Raw genomic sequence first — 15,185 nt, forward strand, 5'->3', positions numbered from 1 at the left:
TAGATGCCAGACACATCCACTCCGTCAGGAGGTCCTCCCCATTTCAAGCAGGCACGCCGTCAACAACCTCCGAGGTCACAACACCTAGGAGCCTAGTCGGCGGCCAGCGCCTGCAACTCGCGACGCAATACCTTGCCGGTGTTGTTGCGGGGCAACGCGTCCATGATGGTGATGGCCCGCGGAACCTTGTACCCGGCCAGGTTGTCGCGGACGTGCTGTTTGAGTTCCTCAACCGAGGCCGAGGCGCCGGGCTCCAACACCACGAAGGCCACCAGGCGCTGCCCGTATTCGGCGTCGTCCACACCCAGGACGGCGGCCTCGGCGACGGCGGGATGGTTGGTCAGCGCCTTCTCGGTCTCGATCGGATAGACGTTCTCGCCGCCGGAGACGATCATCTCGTCGTCCCGGCCCACCACGAACAGCCTTCCGGCCTCGTCGAGGTAGCCCAGGTCGCCGGATGCCATGAACCCGTCGTGGAACATCTTGGACTCCCCGCCGGTGTAGCCGTCGAACTGCGAGGAGTTGCGAACGAAGATCTGCCCGGTCGATCCCTGCGGAACGTCGGCGAGATCGCCGTCCAGGATCCGGATCTCGGTGCCCGGCGCCGGCCGTCCGGCGGTGTCGGGACAGTGCCGCAGGTCTTGCGGGGTGGCCAGCGCGATCATGCCGGCCTCGGTCGCGTTGTAGTTGTTGTAGACCACGTCGCCGAAGGCATCCATGAACGCCGTCACCACGTCGGGTCGCATCCGCGACCCGGACGCTGTGGCGAAACGCAGTGACCTGCAGGGGTATTTGGCCCGAACCTGGTCGGGCAGCGCCATGATCCGGTCGAACATCACCGGTACCACGCACAGCCCGGTCGCCTGATGCCGCTCGATCAATTCCAGAGTGGCCTCGGGATCGAATTTGCGGCGGGTGATGACCGTGCAGGCCATCGTCAGCGCCAATGCCAGCTGCGAGAAACCCCAGGCGTGGAACATCGGGGCGGCGATAACCACCGATTCCTCTGTGTGCCAGGGGATCCGGTCGAAGATGGCCTGTAGGTCGGCGACGCCGCCACCGCCGCGCCCGGAGCGGCGCGCCCCCTTGGGGGTGCCGGTGGTTCCGGAGGTGAGCATCACCAGTTTGCCCGAGCGGGACGGCTTCGCCGGCCGGCGCCCGGCGTTGGCGTCGATCAGCTCGTCGGAGGTCAATCCCGCGATCTCGCCGTCGGCCCAGCTCACCACCCGCGTGCGCCCCGAGTCGGCGGGAACGGCCAGATCCACTGCCGCGGTGAACTCTTCGTCGTAGATGATCAGGTCAACGCCTTCGCGGGCCACGACTTCAGCCAAGGCGGGACCGGCGAAACTCGTGTTGAGCAGCAGGACGTCGGCGCCGATCCGGTTGGCGGCCGCCAGCGCCTCGATGAAGCCGCGATGGTTACGGCACATCAGCGCGATCGCTCGCGGCGACCGACCCCCCAGCCCCTGCAATCCGGCGGCCAGGGCGTCGCAGCGCCGGTCGAGTTCGGTGTAGGTGCACATGCCGCGCTCGTCGATGACCGCCGGCCGATCGCCGCACCGTTGGGCCGCCATGGCGATCCCGGTGGTGGTGGTGCCGCCCTCGCGGACTGCCGCGGCGGCGATCCGGACGTACTTGTCGGGGCGCAGCGGCGCCAACAGCCCGACGCGGGTGAAAGTGGTCAGCATCGCGCCGACCCGGTTCAGCGAGTCCAACGGGGCCATGCCGGTCAGCCCAGGATCGGGAGACGGCGCTCGCGGGCGAGCTGATCCAGCGCGTCCTGCATGACGGCGCGCACATAGGTGTCGACGACGTCGACGTCGGGGTCTGCCCCGAACTCGGCGACGATATCGATCGGCTCGCACACCCGCATGACGATCTTGGTGGGCAGCGGCACGTTGACCGGCAGCACCGCGGAAAAGCCGAAGGGGAAACCGAACGAGATCGGCAGAATCTTGGCCCGCAGCAGCTTGTCCAGGCGCAGTGCCTTGGCCAGCCCGGTGCCGCGTGACAGGTAGAGCTGGCTCTCCTGGCCGCCGATCGCGACGGTCGGCACCAGGGGCACGCCGGCGTTGAGTGCGGCGCGGATATAGCCCTTGCGCCCGCCGAAGTCGATCGTGTTCTCGGCAAGGGTGGGCCGGTAGACGTCGTAGTCACCGCCGGGGAAGACCACCACCACACCACCGGAGCGCAGGGCTTCGTCGGCGTTGGCATGGTTCGCCGGGATGAAGCCGGTCTTGCGGAAGAAGTCGGCGGTGTAGCCGGTGAACATCAGGTCATGGCTCAGCGTGTACACCGGACGCTCGTAGCCGAAGGTGTCGTAGAACCCGGTGGCGAACACCGGCACGTCCATGGGGAACAGGCCGCCGGAATGGTTCGAGACCACCAGGGCGCCGCCGTTGGGGAACGACTCCAAGCCCCGTATCTCGGCGCGGTGATAGCCCTTGATGAACGGCCGCAGCAGACCCATGACGCGTTCGGTCAGGCCCGGGTCCCATTTCGTGACAGGCCCGGCCGAGTCGTGCGACCGGTCGTCGTCCGGCGTGTCCAACCTCGACCCCCTTAATTGGAACGTGTTCCAGTTTTGCCCATGCTACCGGCTCTGACCCGCGAATGGATAACATCAGCGCACTGTCCGGCCCCCGAGGGGAGTTCCGTATCAACCTGCAGGCGTACTTCGACCGTGTCTCATACCGCGGTGCAACCGAGCCGACGTTGGAGACCCTGGCCGCCCTGGTGGCCGCGCACGTCCGACACATCCCGTTCGAGAATCTCGACCCGTTGACCGGAGTTCCGGTGATCGACCTCAGCGCGGCGGCGCTGACCGCCAAGCTGGTCGCCCGAGCGCGGGGCGGCTACTGCTACGAGCACAACAACCTGATGTTCGAGGTGCTCGACGAACTCGGGTTCGGCACCCAGCGGCTGGCCGCACGGGTGGTGTGGATGACTCCCGAGGGGTTGGACGGGCCGCCGCCCCCCCAGACCCACCAGGCTTTGGCGGTGACCATCCCCGGCTCGGATCAGCGGTATCTGGTCGACGTCGGGTTCGGCGGGCAGACCCCGACGGCACCGATCCCCCTGGTCCCCGATGCCGTCCAACAGACCTCCCACGAGCCGTTCCGGGTGCGCGAGCACGGCGCCGACTACGTGTTGGAGACCTTGATCGGTCAGCGCTGGCGGCCCCTGTATGTCTTGGCGATGCAGCCAAGGCCACTGATCGACATGCAGGTGGGCAGCTGGTACGTGTCCACTTACCCCGAGTCGAACTTCGTCGTCGGTCTCAGCGCGGCACTGGTCACCGATGACGCGCGCTGGAACCTGCGGGGGCGTAACCTGGCCATCCACGCCGGCGGCGGCACCGAGCGGGTCAGGTTCGGCGACGCCGCACAGGTGTGTGCCGCGCTGGCCGAACGCTTCGGTATCGATCTGACCGGACTGGGCGACATCGAAGCCGCCGTGGCCGCGGTGCTGGACACCTGATGGCGAGGTTCGTAGCGGCGGCCGTGGTGGCGTCGGCGGGCGTGGCGCTGGCCGGTGTGGCCTCGGCCGCCCCGATGCCGGGCATCGAACTGCTGGACGACAACAGCAGCTGCACAGCGGGTTTCGTCACCCAGAACGACGAGGGTGACTATTACCTGCTGACCAGCGGCCACTGCGACTCGCACGACGGGTCGGAATGGACCGACGCCTTCGAGACGCCGCTGGGACGTATCACCGCGAGCGAAGACAACGGGCAGGACCGCGACGCCGCGATCATCCGGCTCGACCCGGCGGCGGGTCGGCCTAACCCCAGAATCGCCGGCCGTTACCCGGTGGCCAACGTGCTGACCGCCGACCAGATTCACGTAGGGATGACGATCTGCAAGATCGGTGCCCAGACCGGTGAAACCTGCGGTCCTGTCAGCGCCATCATCGGCAACCTGGTGGAGACGGATTTATACAGCACCATCGGCGACAGCGGCAGTCCCGGCTATGTGGTCAACCCGGACGGCACCGTCAGCGCGGTCGGTCTGCTGATGGGCGGACCGGTGGACGACGACTACTCCACCGACTTCGTCCTGCTGGACCCGTTCCTTCGCCAGTGGGGATTACACGTAGCGCGTTAGAAGCTGCCCAATTCCACCCGACCTGCGCGTCTGCAGGTGCATTCTGGAGTTATGGGTCACTACAAGAGCAATGTCCGGGACCTGGAATTCAACCTCTTCGAGATGCTCGACCTGGAGAAATGCCTGGCCGACGACGCGTTCGGCGATCTCGACGGCGACACCGTCCGTCAGATGCTGTCAGAAGCCGCCCGGCTCGCCGAGGGGCCCGTGGCGGCGTCATTCGCCGACGGCGACCGTCACCCGCCGGTGTTCGACCCGGCCACACACAGCGTGTCGCTGCCGGAACCCTTCAAGGAGTCGATGCGGGCCTGGCGGGAGGGCGAGTGGTTCCGCATCGGCCTGCGCGAGGAAGTCGGCGGGGTGCCGGCGCCATCGATGGTGTCCTGGGCGATCAACGAACTGGCGTTGGGCGCCAACCCCGCCGTGTTCATGTTCATGGCCGGTCCGATCTTCGCCAACATCCTCTACGACCTGGGTAACGAGCAGCAACGGCACTGGGCGTCGATGGTGGTCGACCGGAACTGGGCCGCCACCATGGTTCTCACCGAACCGGACGCCGGCTCCGATGTCGGTGCGGGCCGCACCAAGGCCGTCGAGCAGCCCGACGGCAGTTGGCATATCGACGGGGTGAAGCGGTTCATCACCAACGGCGACACCGACGACATGTTCGAGAACATCATGCATATGACCCTGGCTCGTCCCGAGGGCGCCGGGCCGGGCACCAAGGGGCTGAGCCTGTTCCTGGTGCCGAAGTTTCTGCCCGATCCCCAGACCGGGGAACCCGGCGAGCGTAACGGGGTGTTCGTCACCGGACTGGAACACAAGATGGGACTGAAGGTTTCGACCACCTGCGAACTGACCTTCGGCCAGCACGGCGTCCCGGCGAAAGGCTGGTTGGTCGGAGACACCCGCAACGGGATAGCGCAGATGTTCCACGTCATCGAGTATGCGCGAATGATGGTGGGAACCAAGGCGATCGCTACGCTGTCCACCGGATATCTCAATGCGCTGGAATACGCCAAAACCCGTATTCAGGGCGCGGACATGACGCAGATGACCGACAAGACCGCGCCGCGGGTGACGATCATCCACCACCCGGATGTGCGGCGTGCTCTGATGATGCAGAAGATCTACGCCGAGGGGATGCGGGCCCTGTACCTCTACACCGCGGCGCACCAGAACGCTGAGGTGGCGTTGCAGGTCTCGGGCGCCGACGCCGAGATGGCAGCACGAGTCAACGACTTGCTGCTACCGATCGTCAAGGGCGTCGGATCCGAACGGGCCTACCAGTATCTGACCGATGCGCTGCAGACTTTCGGTGGTTCCGGTTTCCTGCAGGACTATCCGATCGAACAGTACATCCGGGACGCGAAGATCGACTCGCTCTACGAGGGCACCACCGCCATCCAGGCCCAGGACTTCTTCTTCCGCAAGATCGCCCGCGATCGCGGTGTGGCCCTGGGGCACCTGATCGCTCAGATCGAGGAATTCCTCGACAGTGCCGACGGCCGAGAGGAACTGACCGAATCCCGAAAGCAGCTGGCCGCCGCGCTCGATGACACGCGGGCCATGGTGGCCGCCATGACCGGATACATGTTCGGCTCGCAGCAGCAGGCCCGCGAGCTCTACCGGGTGGGCCTGGGTTCGGTGCGATTCCTGCTGGCCGTCGGCGACCTGGTGATCGGGTGGCTGCTGTTGCGCCAGGCCGAGGTCGCCCTGACTGCCCTCGACCACGGGGCCGCCGGCGAGCACGCGCACTTCTACCAGGGGAAAGTGGGTGCGGCAAAGTTCTTCGCCGCCAACGTTTTACCCCGCCTCGGTGTGGATCGACGCATCGTGGAGACCGAGGACCTCGCACTCATGGACCTGCCCGAGGAAGCCTTCTGAGGCGATCGGTCAGCGCAGCCGGGGTTCAGCCGCGCCGTTGGCGCACCTTGTAGGTCGAAGGCCACGACACCCGGGTCTCGTCACCGACCAACGGTGTCCCCTTGGTGCCGACGGTGACGCTGTAGGCCTCCTCGCCGGGGCCCACTTCGCGGTTGGCGTGTTCGGTGGCAAGGTAATACAGCTGATCGATCTCCAGGTCGACGAAGGCGACGAAGCTGGTCTTACGCACTGCATCGCCGAACCCGGCGGTCATCCGGTCGGCCAAAAGGCGCGACCCGATCACCGTCGCGGTCAGAATCGCAAACGGAATCACCCAGCAGCACAGGTAGATCAGCGGATCGTCCGGTTGGCGCGAGGCGGATTCCGCCAGCGCGATCGGGGGAACCGCCGCGACGGCCGTCATTGTCGCGAGCGCACCCAGCCAAACCCACGTCAGCCGCTGCACCAGGGGCGCGAACAGCTCGGATTGCACCACCGGTGCCACCACGTCGGCCGTGGCGACGGCTTCCACCGCGGATCTGCGCAGGGCGACGCCGATGAGCAGCGTCGCGAACAGGCCGGCGAAACTCAACGGCAGCAGCCAGTTGTGTGTTGCGGCAAATCCCCACGGCAGCACTGCCAGCAGTGTGAACGTCGCCAGGGCCCCGCCCGCCAGGACCCGTAGCGACGGCTCACGAGCGGTGGCCGCGGCGGCCAGCGCGGCGGCCAGCGCCACCGCCGCGGCGATCACCGGCGGAGCATTTCCCACCAGCACCCAGTACAGCCCCCAGGGTGCAAACCACAACAGCACGCCCACAGAACGGCAGTATAGGGGCTTACCGTTGCAGCAACGGCAGGTGAACCCGGGCGGGCCGGTGCCGGATCAGGCGTCCAGGGTGTAGCCCATCGGCATCAGCACGCTCTTCTGCTGGGTGAAGTGCTCGACACCCTCTTTGCCGTTCTCCCGGCCGATCCCGGAGTTCTTGTAACCGCCGAACGGGCAGCACGGGTCGAAGGCGTACCAGTTGATTCCGTACGTCCCGGTGCGGATCTTCTTGGCGATCTCGATCCCGCGCTCGACGTCGGAGGTCCACACGCTGCCGGCCAGTCCGTACACCGAGTCGTTGGCGATCGCGACCGCGTCGTCCTCGGAGTCGTAGGCGATGATCGACAGCACCGGACCGAAGATCTCCTCCTGGGCGATGGTCATGGAGTTGTCCACGTCGGCGAAGACGGTCGGCTCGACGAAGAAGCCGGACTCCAGGCCCTCGGGACGACCGCCGCCGCAGACCAGCCGCGCCCCCTCCTCGATGCCCTTGGCGATGTAGCCCTCCACGCGCTCCCGCTGCTTCTCGCTGATCAGCGCACCGATCTGGGCGGCCGGGTCGTCCGGCAGACCGACCGGCAGCGCGGCGACGAAGTTCTTGACGGCCTCGACCACTTCCTCGTAGCGAGATCGCGGCGCCAGGATGCGGGTTTGGGCAACGCACGCCTGCCCGGTGTTCATGATCCCGGAGAACACCAGCATCGGGATCGCCGACGCCAGGTCGACGTCCTCGAGCACGATGGACGCCGACTTTCCGCCCAGTTCCAGCGTGCACGGCTTGAGCAGGTCCGCGGCGCGCTTGCCGATCTCCTTGCCGACCGCCGAGCTGCCGGTGAAGGAGAAGATGTCCACGTCCGGGTTGGAGGTCAGCGCCTGACCGGTCTCGGCGCCGCCCGGCACCACCGACAGCACACCTTCGGGCAGACCCGCGTCGGCGAACGTCTGCGCCAGCAGGTTCGCGCTGAACGGCGTCTCGGCAGCCGGCTTGAGCACCACCGTGCAGCCGGCCAGCAGGGCCGGACCCAGCTTGTTGACCGCGAGGAACAGCGGCACGTTCCACGCCACGATCGCACCGACCACCCCGATCGGCTCGCGGCGCACAATCGTCTGACCGTAGGCGCCGGTGCGAACCTCTTCCCAGCTGACCTCGTCCACGGCGGGACCGGCGAAGAAGTTCAGGGCGCCCAGCGAGCTCATCCAGTGCATGGTCTCGACACTCATGGGGGGCTGGCCGGTCTCGGCGCCCAACAGGCGGGTGAACTGCTCCTTGCGCTCTTCCATGAGTTTGATCGCGGCGGCGATCACGGCGGCGCGTTCGGCCGGCGGGGTCGACGGCCACGGGCCGGAGTCGAACGCGCGACGCGCCGCCGCGACTGCGTTGTCCACGTCCGCCTTGGCCGCCAGCGGCACCTTGCCGACATACTCGCCGGTGGCCGGGCTGCGAACCTCGATCACCTGATCGGTGGACGGGGCGGTCCACTTGCCGCCGATGAAGAGGGTGTCGTATTCGGTGATGCTGGAGTCGGTCATGGGCGCCACCCTACCTAGCCGGCGCACGGATTAGAACACGTTGCAGTCAATCGTTCAGTTCGGTCGCAGAACCAGCACCAGGTTGCTCACGCCGAACTCGCGAATGCCCGGCGCCTTCGTCATGGGCCAGGCCCATCGCGGGTGATAACGGGGGAAAGCCGCCACCAGTGTGCCGGTGTGGCGGGCCCAGTCGAGCCCCGCGGCGGCCGACACCGCGAACAATGACGAGCCGTAGTTGTTCTTCGGCGGGTGGCCGTGCCGGCGGGTATAGCGCCGGGCGGCCCGGTGCCCGCCCAGATAGTGGCTGAGCCCCATTTCGTGGCCGCCGAACGGACCCAGCCACACGGTGTAGGAGAGCACCGCCAGGCCACCGGGCCGAGTGACCCGCAGCATCTCATTGCCGAGTCGCCAGGGCCGCGGCACATGCTCGGCGACATTGGAGGACAGGCAGATGTCCACGCTGGCATCCGCGAACGGCAGGGCCATCCCGGAGGCCCGCACGAACCTGCCCACCCCGCCGGCGGGACGGGGTCCGGCCGCGTGCATCTCGTTCGGGTCGGGTTCCACGCCGATGTACCGCAACCCGGCGCCGGCGAACGCGCTGGCGAAGTAGCCCGGTCCGCCCCCGACGTCGAGCAGTGTCTTTCCGGCCGGCTCGTCGCCGTGGAACCCCCGCCACAGCTCGGCGACCATGGCAGCGGTGTCTTCGGCCAGCGCACCGTAGAACCGTGCCGGTGCGGTCTGCTCGTAGCGGAACTGGGACAGCAGGCGCACCGAACGGCCCAGCGTCGCGTGTCGCGCGAACAGGTCGGTGGCAGCCACCGGGCCAGCGTAGGCCCCGCCGTCGCCCGACCCCGGCGCCCACCGGCCCGCCCCGCCCTTCCTGCCCGCATATTCGGCGGGACGCGGCGAGCGGGCCGACTACGCTGGTCGGCGTGTCTGCTGTGCGCTCGGTCCTGCTGCTGTGCTGGCGTGACACCGGTCATCCGCAGGGCGGCGGCAGTGAGACCTACCTGCAGCGCATCGGTGCCGAGCTGGCCGCTGCCGGCGTGGCGGTCACCCTGCGTACCGCCCGCTATCCGGGGGCGCCCAAGCACGAGGTCGTCGACGGGGTGCGCATCAGCCGCCGCGGCGGCCCGTACACGGTGTATCTCTGGGCGTTGGCCGTGATGGCGGCGGCTCGCGTCGGCCTGGGACCGCTGCGGGGCGTGCGGCCCGACGTGGTGATCGACACCCAGAACGGGCTGCCTTTTTTGGCGCGCCTGATCTACGGACGCCGCGTCGCGATGCTGGTGCATCACTGCCACCGCGAACAGTGGCCGGTAGCCGGGCCGGTGCTGAGCCGGATCGGCTGGATGGTCGAGTCGAGGCTCTCGCCGTGGCTCAACCGGCGCAATCAGTACGTGACGGTGTCGTTGCCCTCGCTGCGCGACCTGGTCGAACTGGGTGTGGGCGCCGAGCGCATCGCGGTGGTGCGCAACGGCCTCGACGAGGCGCCGCCCGCCACGCTGACCCACCCGCGCTCGCCGGCGCCGCGGGTGGTGGTGTTGTCGCGCCTGGTTCCGCACAAGCAGATTGAGGATGCGTTGGAGGCCGTGGCGGCACTGCGCGGCCGTATCCCGGACCTGCACCTCGACGTCATCGGCGGGGGGTGGTGGGCAGACCGGCTGGTGCAGTACGCCGCGGAGCTCGAGATCACCGACGTGGTGACCTTCCATGGGCATGTCGATGAGGTCACCAAGCACCAACTGGTGCAACGGGCCTGGGTCCATGTCCTGCCCTCTCGCAAGGAGGGCTGGGGGTTGGCGGTCATCGAAGCGGGCCAGCACGGCGTGCCCACCATCGGCTACCGGGCCTCCGGCGGGTTGTCGGACTCGATAGTCGACGGGGTCACCGGGATGCTGGTCGACGACCGGGACGGGCTGGTCGAGCAACTCAGGCGATTGCTGGCCGACGCGGTGCTGCGCGAGCAACTCGGCGCCAAGGCGCAGGCCCGCAGTGCCGAATTCTCCTGGCGGCAAAGCGCCGAGGGGCTGCAGGCGGTGTTGACAGCGGTCCGAGAACGGCGCTATATCAGCGGCGTGGTGTGAACGGGAACTTGTCAGAGCGTCGGCCTGTCCTCACGGATCAGAGACCGGCCGACGGCGATCAGGCGGTATCGCCGCTCAGCGACTTCATCTCCGGCAGCGCGCTTGTGCTTATGGCGTGGGCTTCTGACTGCTCGATGCCCAGCATCACCAGGAGTTTTTCGGCGTAGAGGTCCGAGGTCGCTGCGGCATCTGTGGTAGGGGCACTCTCCAAGAGTTGCATCAGGGCCAGGAGCACTCCACCGGCCAGCATGACCGCAGTCTCGGCATCGGGCATCGCGAAGCGGCCGAGTTCGATCCCGCGGCGAAGATCGGCCAGTGCCCTTGGGCGAATGCCACGTTCGGTGACCAATATCGACATCCCGGCGTTCAAGAGCACGCGAACGGCTTCGGGCATCAGTCGCTGGGCTCGGCCGACAATCCGAAAGCTGCGCGCAAAGATCTCGGCCGGGTCTTGCAGGCCCGCGACGGCGAGATCTATCAACTCGCCCCACTCGTCGAGCACGACCGCAACTGCTTCGGTGAACAGCTCGTCCTTCGTGGTGAAGTGGTTATAGAACGTTCCAAAACCAACATCCGCGGCCGCGGTGATCTCCAGAATGCTGACGTTTGTCGTGTTCTGTGCCAGGAAGCCGCGCGCCGCGTTCACCAGCGCGGCCCGACTCTTGGCTTTCCGGCGATCAAGTCGCAACGGGGCTTGAGTTGAGGGCACCAGGGACTCCTTGACGCTCGCCGTGTGGCTGATGGATCCATCACAAATGATGTCACATACAGCGGGCGGCGCCGGTTGCCGTCGCGACCGGGCCTGAGGCGCAGCGGACGTAGTTGATGAAATCATCAGAAATGTCTTGACAGGCGCGAGCCGCATAACTGATGATTTCATCAGTTACCTGCTGGAAGGGTGCCCCATGACCGCCACTGAAGCTGTCCACCGCACAGAGCACATGGTCGCGGCCGGTCGCCGTGAGCTCTTCGTCACGGAAGCCGGAGAAGGTCCACCCGTCGTACTTCTGCACGGCGGCGGGCCAGGCGCCACCGGCGCCTCCAACTACGTGCGCAACATCGACGCTCTCGCTCAGCGGTTCCGGGTGATCGTCCCGGACATGCCGGGCTACGGGGCTTCGTCGAAGGAACTCGACTTCTCCGACCCGTTCGGCGATCTGGCCACGGCGATGCGACTGATGCTTGACGAACTCGGCATAGATCGCGCGCACTTCGTCGGCAACTCCTACGGGGGCGCGGCCGCCCTGCGTCTCGCGCTTGATCGGCCCGACCGGGTTGACCGGCTGATCTTGATGGGTCCCGGTGGCATCGGCACAACTCGTGGTCTGCCGACCAAGGGGCTGAACGCACTTCTTGGCTACTACGGCGGCGATGGCGCCAGCAGGGCGAAGCTCGCGTCTTTCATCCGCGAATATCTGGTATTCGACGGGTCCGTGGTTCCCGACGAGCTGATCGACCTGCGCTATGCGGCCAGCGTCCAGCCCGAAGTAGTCGCCTCGCCGCCGCTGCGCCGCCCGGCGGGTCTGTCGGCTCTGTTCAAGATGGACCTCACCCGCGACCGTAGGTTGGCGCGTTGTGAAGTCCCGACTCTGGTGGTGTGGGGAGCCGATGACAAGGTCAATCGACCATCCGGAGGGCCGCTGCTGGCGCGGACGATGAAGAGCTGTGACCTGTACATCGCGGCGAACACCGGGCATTGGGCTCAGTGGGAGCGGGCCGATCTGTTCAACGACCTGGCCGTAGCGTTCCTGAGCGGTGCAGCATGAGCCTTCCGTTTGGGCAGCCCAACACCGATGGCGGCGTCTTCGGCGCGGTCCACATGGGGTACGTCGTCGTCGAGTCCCGACGCATCCGCGACTGGCACCGTTTCGGTGCGGACGCCATCGGCCTTCACGTAGATGAGCTGACTGCCGACGCCCTGCGGTTCCGCCTCGATGAGCACCAGTGTCGGCTCCTGATCCAGCGAGGGCCCGCTGAAGATCTGATGGCGATCGGTTGGCAGGCGGACGACCACGAGACGCTCGACCGGATCATCAGACGTGTCACCGAACGTGGGGTGCCGATCGCCGAGGGCACACCGGAGGAAACAGCGCTACGTGGTGTCGAGCGGCTATGGCGCTTCGCCGGCCCAAAAGGAATCGCACAGGAGGTATTCACTGAGCCGTTGTCGACGACGAAGCCGTTGCGGATGATCAACACCGGCTTCGTCACCGGGGCCAGCGGGATGGGGCACGTGGCACTCACCTCGCGGGACCCGGTCGGCGTCCACGGCTACTACAACACCGTTTTCGACTCCCGGCTTTCGGACTTCATTGATGAGACCATGGCCGGCTTGTCCGTGAAGATTCGGTTCCTGCGTGTCAACGAACGTCACCACTCGATCGCCGTGGCCAACACTCGGGGATTGAACATCGATCCGATCCGCACGCGTGTGCAGCACGTCAACATCGAGGCCGCCACGCTCGAAGACATGCTCGGCGCCTACCAGCGGGTTCGTGAACAGGGATTCCGGATCGCGTGGTCGGTCGGGCAGCACACCAACGACAAGGAGCTGTCGTTCTACTGTGTCACTCCGTCCGGTTTCGAGCTTGAAGTGGGCTGGAAACCGATTGTCGTGACACCCGAGCTTGAGCAGTCCTGGAAAGTTCTCACCCACCAGGGCATCAGCATGTGGGGTCACCAGACGGTCAGTGGTGGCGTCTTGGACAGACTCGGTCAAATCCGGCAGGCCGCCGTCAACGCTTGCCAGCCCGAAACCCGTGTCCCGGAACTCAGTGGAGCAATCCCATGAATCGGTACGACGTCGCCGTCGTGGGTCTCGGACCTACCGGTCTCACGCTGGCGCACCTGCTCGGACGCCGGGGACTGAGCGTGCTGGTGCTGGAGCGCGAGCCGGAATTCTATGGCAACGCGCGTGCCGTCTACACCGACGACGAAACCCTCCGCGCCTTCCAGACTGCCGGCGTTGCCGACGAGATCCACGCTGACATGAATGTCGACTCCGCCGTTCAGTGGGTCAAGGCGGACGGCAGCATCCTCATCCAGTTCCGCGAGATCCAGCGCCCCCGTTGGTGGCCGATCGTGAACTTCCTGTACCAGCCATACATGGAGACCAAGCTCGAAGAGTTACTCGAGGCCCACGCAGCCGTCGAGCTTCGACGCGGCCGCGAGGTCGTGGACTTCAGCCAGGACGAGGACGGAGTGAACGTCGTCCACGCGGCCGCCACCGGCAGCGGTTACGGTCGTCGTGAGAACCAAGTGGACACCACGACGCAAGAAACCTGTCGGGTCTCATATCTGATCGGCGCCGACGGCGGTCGCAGCGTCATCCGTACCAACCTCGGGATCGAAATGAGCGGAAAGAGCTTCCCCGAGCGTTGGCTGGTAGTCGATCTCAGGGCCAAAGAAGGCGTCGAGGCCTTTGCGCATCTGCCGTATTTCGACTTCGTATGCGACCCAGGTCTGCCGGTGGTCAGTTGCCCGCAGCCGGGCGGCCATCACCGTTTCGAGTTCGCTCTCAAGGATTCCGACGACGACAAACACTTTGCATCCGACGAAACCGTGCGTGAACTGATCGGCAAATACGTCGACGTGGACGAAGTCGAGGTACGCCGCCAACTCGTCTACACCTTCAATGCCGTGACCGCAGACAGGTGGCGCGTGGGCCGCATCCTGCTCGCAGGCGACGCTGCCCACATGACTCCCCAGTTCATCGGCCAGGGCATGAACGCCGGCGTGCGTGACGCCGACAACCTCTCGTGGAAGCTCGAAGCGGTCCTCCGTCACGGCGCCAGCGCCGACCTACTCGACACTTACGAGGCCGAGCGCAAGCCGCACGCCAAGGCGATGATTGCGCTGTCGGTCTTCAACAAGTCGATTGTCTCGGTCAAGAACCCGATTACGGCCAAGGCTCGCGATGCCGTCATGTGGGCTGCGCTGCACACGCCGTTTCTTGCCGGGTGGCTCGAGCGGGCGGGAATGAAGCCCAAGCCGCGCTTCAAGTCTGGAACCTACGTCGGTATGCCCCGCCGGTTTCTGGGAGCGGAAGGCAGTCTGTCGCCCCAGCCGATGGTCCGCCAGTACGACGGCCGACTGATTCGCTTCGATGACGCCGTCGGCATCGGCTGGACCGTCGTCGGCATTGGCATCGATCCCCACGACGTGCTCAAGGGTGACCTGGCCGCCTGGGATCAGGTTGGCGCCACGTTCGTCACGCTGTATGCGCCGGGAGCGCGTCCCCAAGGGACCGCCCGTCGTGGAATCCGGCGCATGGGTCTGGTCGACCTCGAAGACACGACCGGGGAAATGACGGGGTGGCTTCGACGCCACCGCATTGGCAAGGGTGAACTCGTCGTGCTCAGGCCGGACAAGTTCGTGTTCGGCGCAGACGCCGATGGTGCCGCGCTGACTCGAAGGCTGCGTGACCAACTTGGCCTGACCGACCATCGGCCCACGGTCGCGGCGAATGCAGGCTGATGCGGAAGTGCCCCGGTCGGGTGACCACGTCGAGGCAACCAGCAGCGTCGATGGCCGCTCCCGCTTCAAAGACCTCGCGCCCGGCGACCTCGTCCTGACCGGAACGCCGGTGGGCGCCGCACTGTCCGCGCCAAGAACTCCCAATACCTTCATGAGGGCGATTTGGTCGAGGTCACCGTCGCGACGGACGACGGCTCCATCGACCTGGGAGCCCAGCGCACGCCCGTGAGGCGCGCCCAGGACCGCACCTGCTCCATACTGGCGGCGGGTTGAGCTGACAATACGGAGGTG

13 protein-coding genes and 1 pseudogene are annotated in these 15,185 nt (G+C 66.6%); 8 read left to right on the forward strand and 6 right to left on the reverse strand.

The window, feature by feature from the left end; translation table 11 throughout:
• Positions 1–92: 92 nt before the first annotated feature.
• Together fadD12 and LI92_RS08020 are read right to left on the reverse strand one after the other, a co-directional pair.
• The gene (fadD12, locus tag LI92_RS08015) at positions 93–1,724 is read right to left on the reverse strand and encodes an acyl-CoA ligase FadD12 (RefSeq protein ID WP_046317852.1); all 1,632 of its coding nucleotides are present in this window, start codon (positions 1,722–1,724) and stop codon (positions 93–95) included.
• Between the two features lie 5 nt (positions 1,725–1,729).
• Positions 1,730–2,470, reverse strand: coding sequence for a 1-acyl-sn-glycerol-3-phosphate acyltransferase (locus tag LI92_RS08020; protein ID WP_286134938.1), 741 nt, complete (start codon positions 2,468–2,470; stop codon positions 1,730–1,732).
• A 143-nt stretch (positions 2,471–2,613) separates the two neighbouring features.
• On the opposite strand from LI92_RS08020, the gene LI92_RS08025 reads away from it, so the two are divergent.
• Genes LI92_RS08025 through LI92_RS08035 form a run of 3 tightly spaced genes read left to right on the forward strand, consistent with a single transcriptional unit; the run spans position 2,614 to position 5,993 of the window.
• On the forward strand, positions 2,614–3,480 hold the full coding sequence (locus tag LI92_RS08025; RefSeq protein WP_046317856.1) for an arylamine N-acetyltransferase family protein: 867 nt from the start codon (positions 2,614–2,616) through the stop codon (positions 3,478–3,480).
• A complete protein-coding gene (locus LI92_RS08030) occupies positions 3,480–4,106 on the forward strand; it encodes a S1 family peptidase (RefSeq protein WP_046317857.1) in 627 nt (208 codons plus the stop codon). The genes LI92_RS08025 and LI92_RS08030 overlap by 1 nt, the downstream gene beginning before the upstream one ends.
• A 51-nt stretch (positions 4,107–4,157) precedes the next feature.
• Entirely contained in the window at positions 4,158–5,993 is a 1,836-nt protein-coding gene (locus tag LI92_RS08035; protein WP_046317860.1) for an acyl-CoA dehydrogenase, read from the forward strand.
• 25 nt (positions 5,994–6,018) lie between these two features.
• Here LI92_RS08035 and LI92_RS08040 read toward each other — a convergent pair whose 3' ends face one another.
• From LI92_RS08040 to LI92_RS08050, 3 genes are all read right to left on the reverse strand, one after another.
• Positions 6,019–6,789 carry a hypothetical protein gene (locus tag LI92_RS08040; RefSeq protein ID WP_046317862.1) on the reverse strand — a complete coding sequence of 257 codons (771 nt, stop codon included), beginning with the start codon at positions 6,787–6,789 and terminating at the stop codon, positions 6,019–6,021.
• 66 nt (positions 6,790–6,855) lie between these two features.
• Complete coding sequence (locus tag LI92_RS08045; protein WP_046317864.1) at positions 6,856–8,328, reverse strand: aldehyde dehydrogenase; 1,473 nt, start codon at positions 8,326–8,328, stop codon at positions 6,856–6,858.
• A gap of 54 nt (positions 8,329–8,382) precedes the next feature.
• Positions 8,383–9,150 (reverse strand): class I SAM-dependent methyltransferase, encoded by a 768-nt coding sequence (locus LI92_RS08050; protein ID WP_046317866.1) that lies wholly within the window; start codon positions 9,148–9,150, stop codon positions 8,383–8,385.
• 113 nt (positions 9,151–9,263) lie between these two features.
• Between LI92_RS08050 and LI92_RS08055 the strand changes: the two genes are divergently transcribed.
• A complete protein-coding gene (locus LI92_RS08055) occupies positions 9,264–10,418 on the forward strand; it encodes a glycosyltransferase family 4 protein (protein WP_046317868.1) in 1,155 nt (384 codons plus the stop codon).
• Between the two features lie 58 nt (positions 10,419–10,476).
• On the opposite strand, the gene LI92_RS08060 is transcribed toward LI92_RS08055, so the two are convergent.
• Positions 10,477–11,127, reverse strand: a complete 651-nt coding sequence (locus LI92_RS08060; RefSeq protein ID WP_046317871.1) for a TetR/AcrR family transcriptional regulator — start codon at positions 11,125–11,127, stop codon at positions 10,477–10,479.
• A 196-nt stretch (positions 11,128–11,323) separates the two neighbouring features.
• Between LI92_RS08060 and LI92_RS08065 the strand changes: the two genes are divergently transcribed.
• From LI92_RS08065 to LI92_RS24300, 4 genes and pseudogenes are all read left to right on the forward strand, one after another.
• Positions 11,324–12,184 carry an alpha/beta fold hydrolase gene (locus LI92_RS08065; protein WP_046317873.1) on the forward strand — a complete coding sequence of 287 codons (861 nt, stop codon included), beginning with the start codon at positions 11,324–11,326 and terminating at the stop codon, positions 12,182–12,184.
• Positions 12,181–13,209, forward strand: coding sequence for a VOC family protein (locus tag LI92_RS08070; RefSeq protein ID WP_046317875.1), 1,029 nt, complete (start codon positions 12,181–12,183; stop codon positions 13,207–13,209). The genes LI92_RS08065 and LI92_RS08070 overlap by 4 nt, the downstream gene beginning before the upstream one ends.
• On the forward strand, positions 13,206–14,894 hold the full coding sequence (mhpA, locus tag LI92_RS08075; RefSeq protein WP_046317878.1) for a bifunctional 3-(3-hydroxy-phenyl)propionate/3-hydroxycinnamic acid hydroxylase MhpA: 1,689 nt from the start codon (positions 13,206–13,208) through the stop codon (positions 14,892–14,894). Before LI92_RS08070 ends, mhpA begins: the two co-directional genes overlap by 4 nt.
• Before the next feature lie 58 nt (positions 14,895–14,952).
• A pseudogene (locus tag LI92_RS24300) lies at positions 14,953–15,167 on the forward strand (fumarylacetoacetate hydrolase family protein); the annotation flags it as partial.
• Positions 15,168–15,185 lie beyond the last annotated feature (18 nt).

Origin of the sequence: Mycobacterium sp. UM_Kg1 (assembly GCF_000972925.1) — a bacterium.
Classification (GTDB): Bacteria; Actinomycetota; Actinomycetes; order Mycobacteriales; family Mycobacteriaceae; genus Mycobacterium; species Mycobacterium hiberniae.

Bases quoted from the DNA above. Each gene is read 5' to 3' on its own strand.
- fadD12 (WP_046317852.1), bottom strand. From the start codon at position 1,724: ATGGCCCCGTTGGACTCGCTGAACCGGGTCGGCGCGATGCTGACCACT.
- LI92_RS08020 (WP_286134938.1), bottom strand. From the start codon at position 2,470: ATGGGTCTGCTGCGGCCGTTCATCAAGGGCTATCACCGCGCCGAGATA.
- LI92_RS08025 (WP_046317856.1), top strand. From the start codon at position 2,614: ATGGATAACATCAGCGCACTGTCCGGCCCCCGAGGGGAGTTCCGTATC.
- LI92_RS08030 (WP_046317857.1), top strand. From the start codon at position 3,480: ATGGCGAGGTTCGTAGCGGCGGCCGTGGTGGCGTCGGCGGGCGTGGCG.
- LI92_RS08035 (WP_046317860.1), top strand. From the start codon at position 4,158: ATGGGTCACTACAAGAGCAATGTCCGGGACCTGGAATTCAACCTCTTC.
- LI92_RS08045 (WP_046317864.1), bottom strand. From the start codon at position 8,328: ATGACCGACTCCAGCATCACCGAATACGACACCCTCTTCATCGGCGGC.
- LI92_RS08065 (WP_046317873.1), top strand. From the start codon at position 11,324: ATGACCGCCACTGAAGCTGTCCACCGCACAGAGCACATGGTCGCGGCC.
- LI92_RS08070 (WP_046317875.1), top strand. From the start codon at position 12,181: ATGAGCCTTCCGTTTGGGCAGCCCAACACCGATGGCGGCGTCTTCGGC.
- mhpA (WP_046317878.1), top strand. From the start codon at position 13,206: ATGAATCGGTACGACGTCGCCGTCGTGGGTCTCGGACCTACCGGTCTC.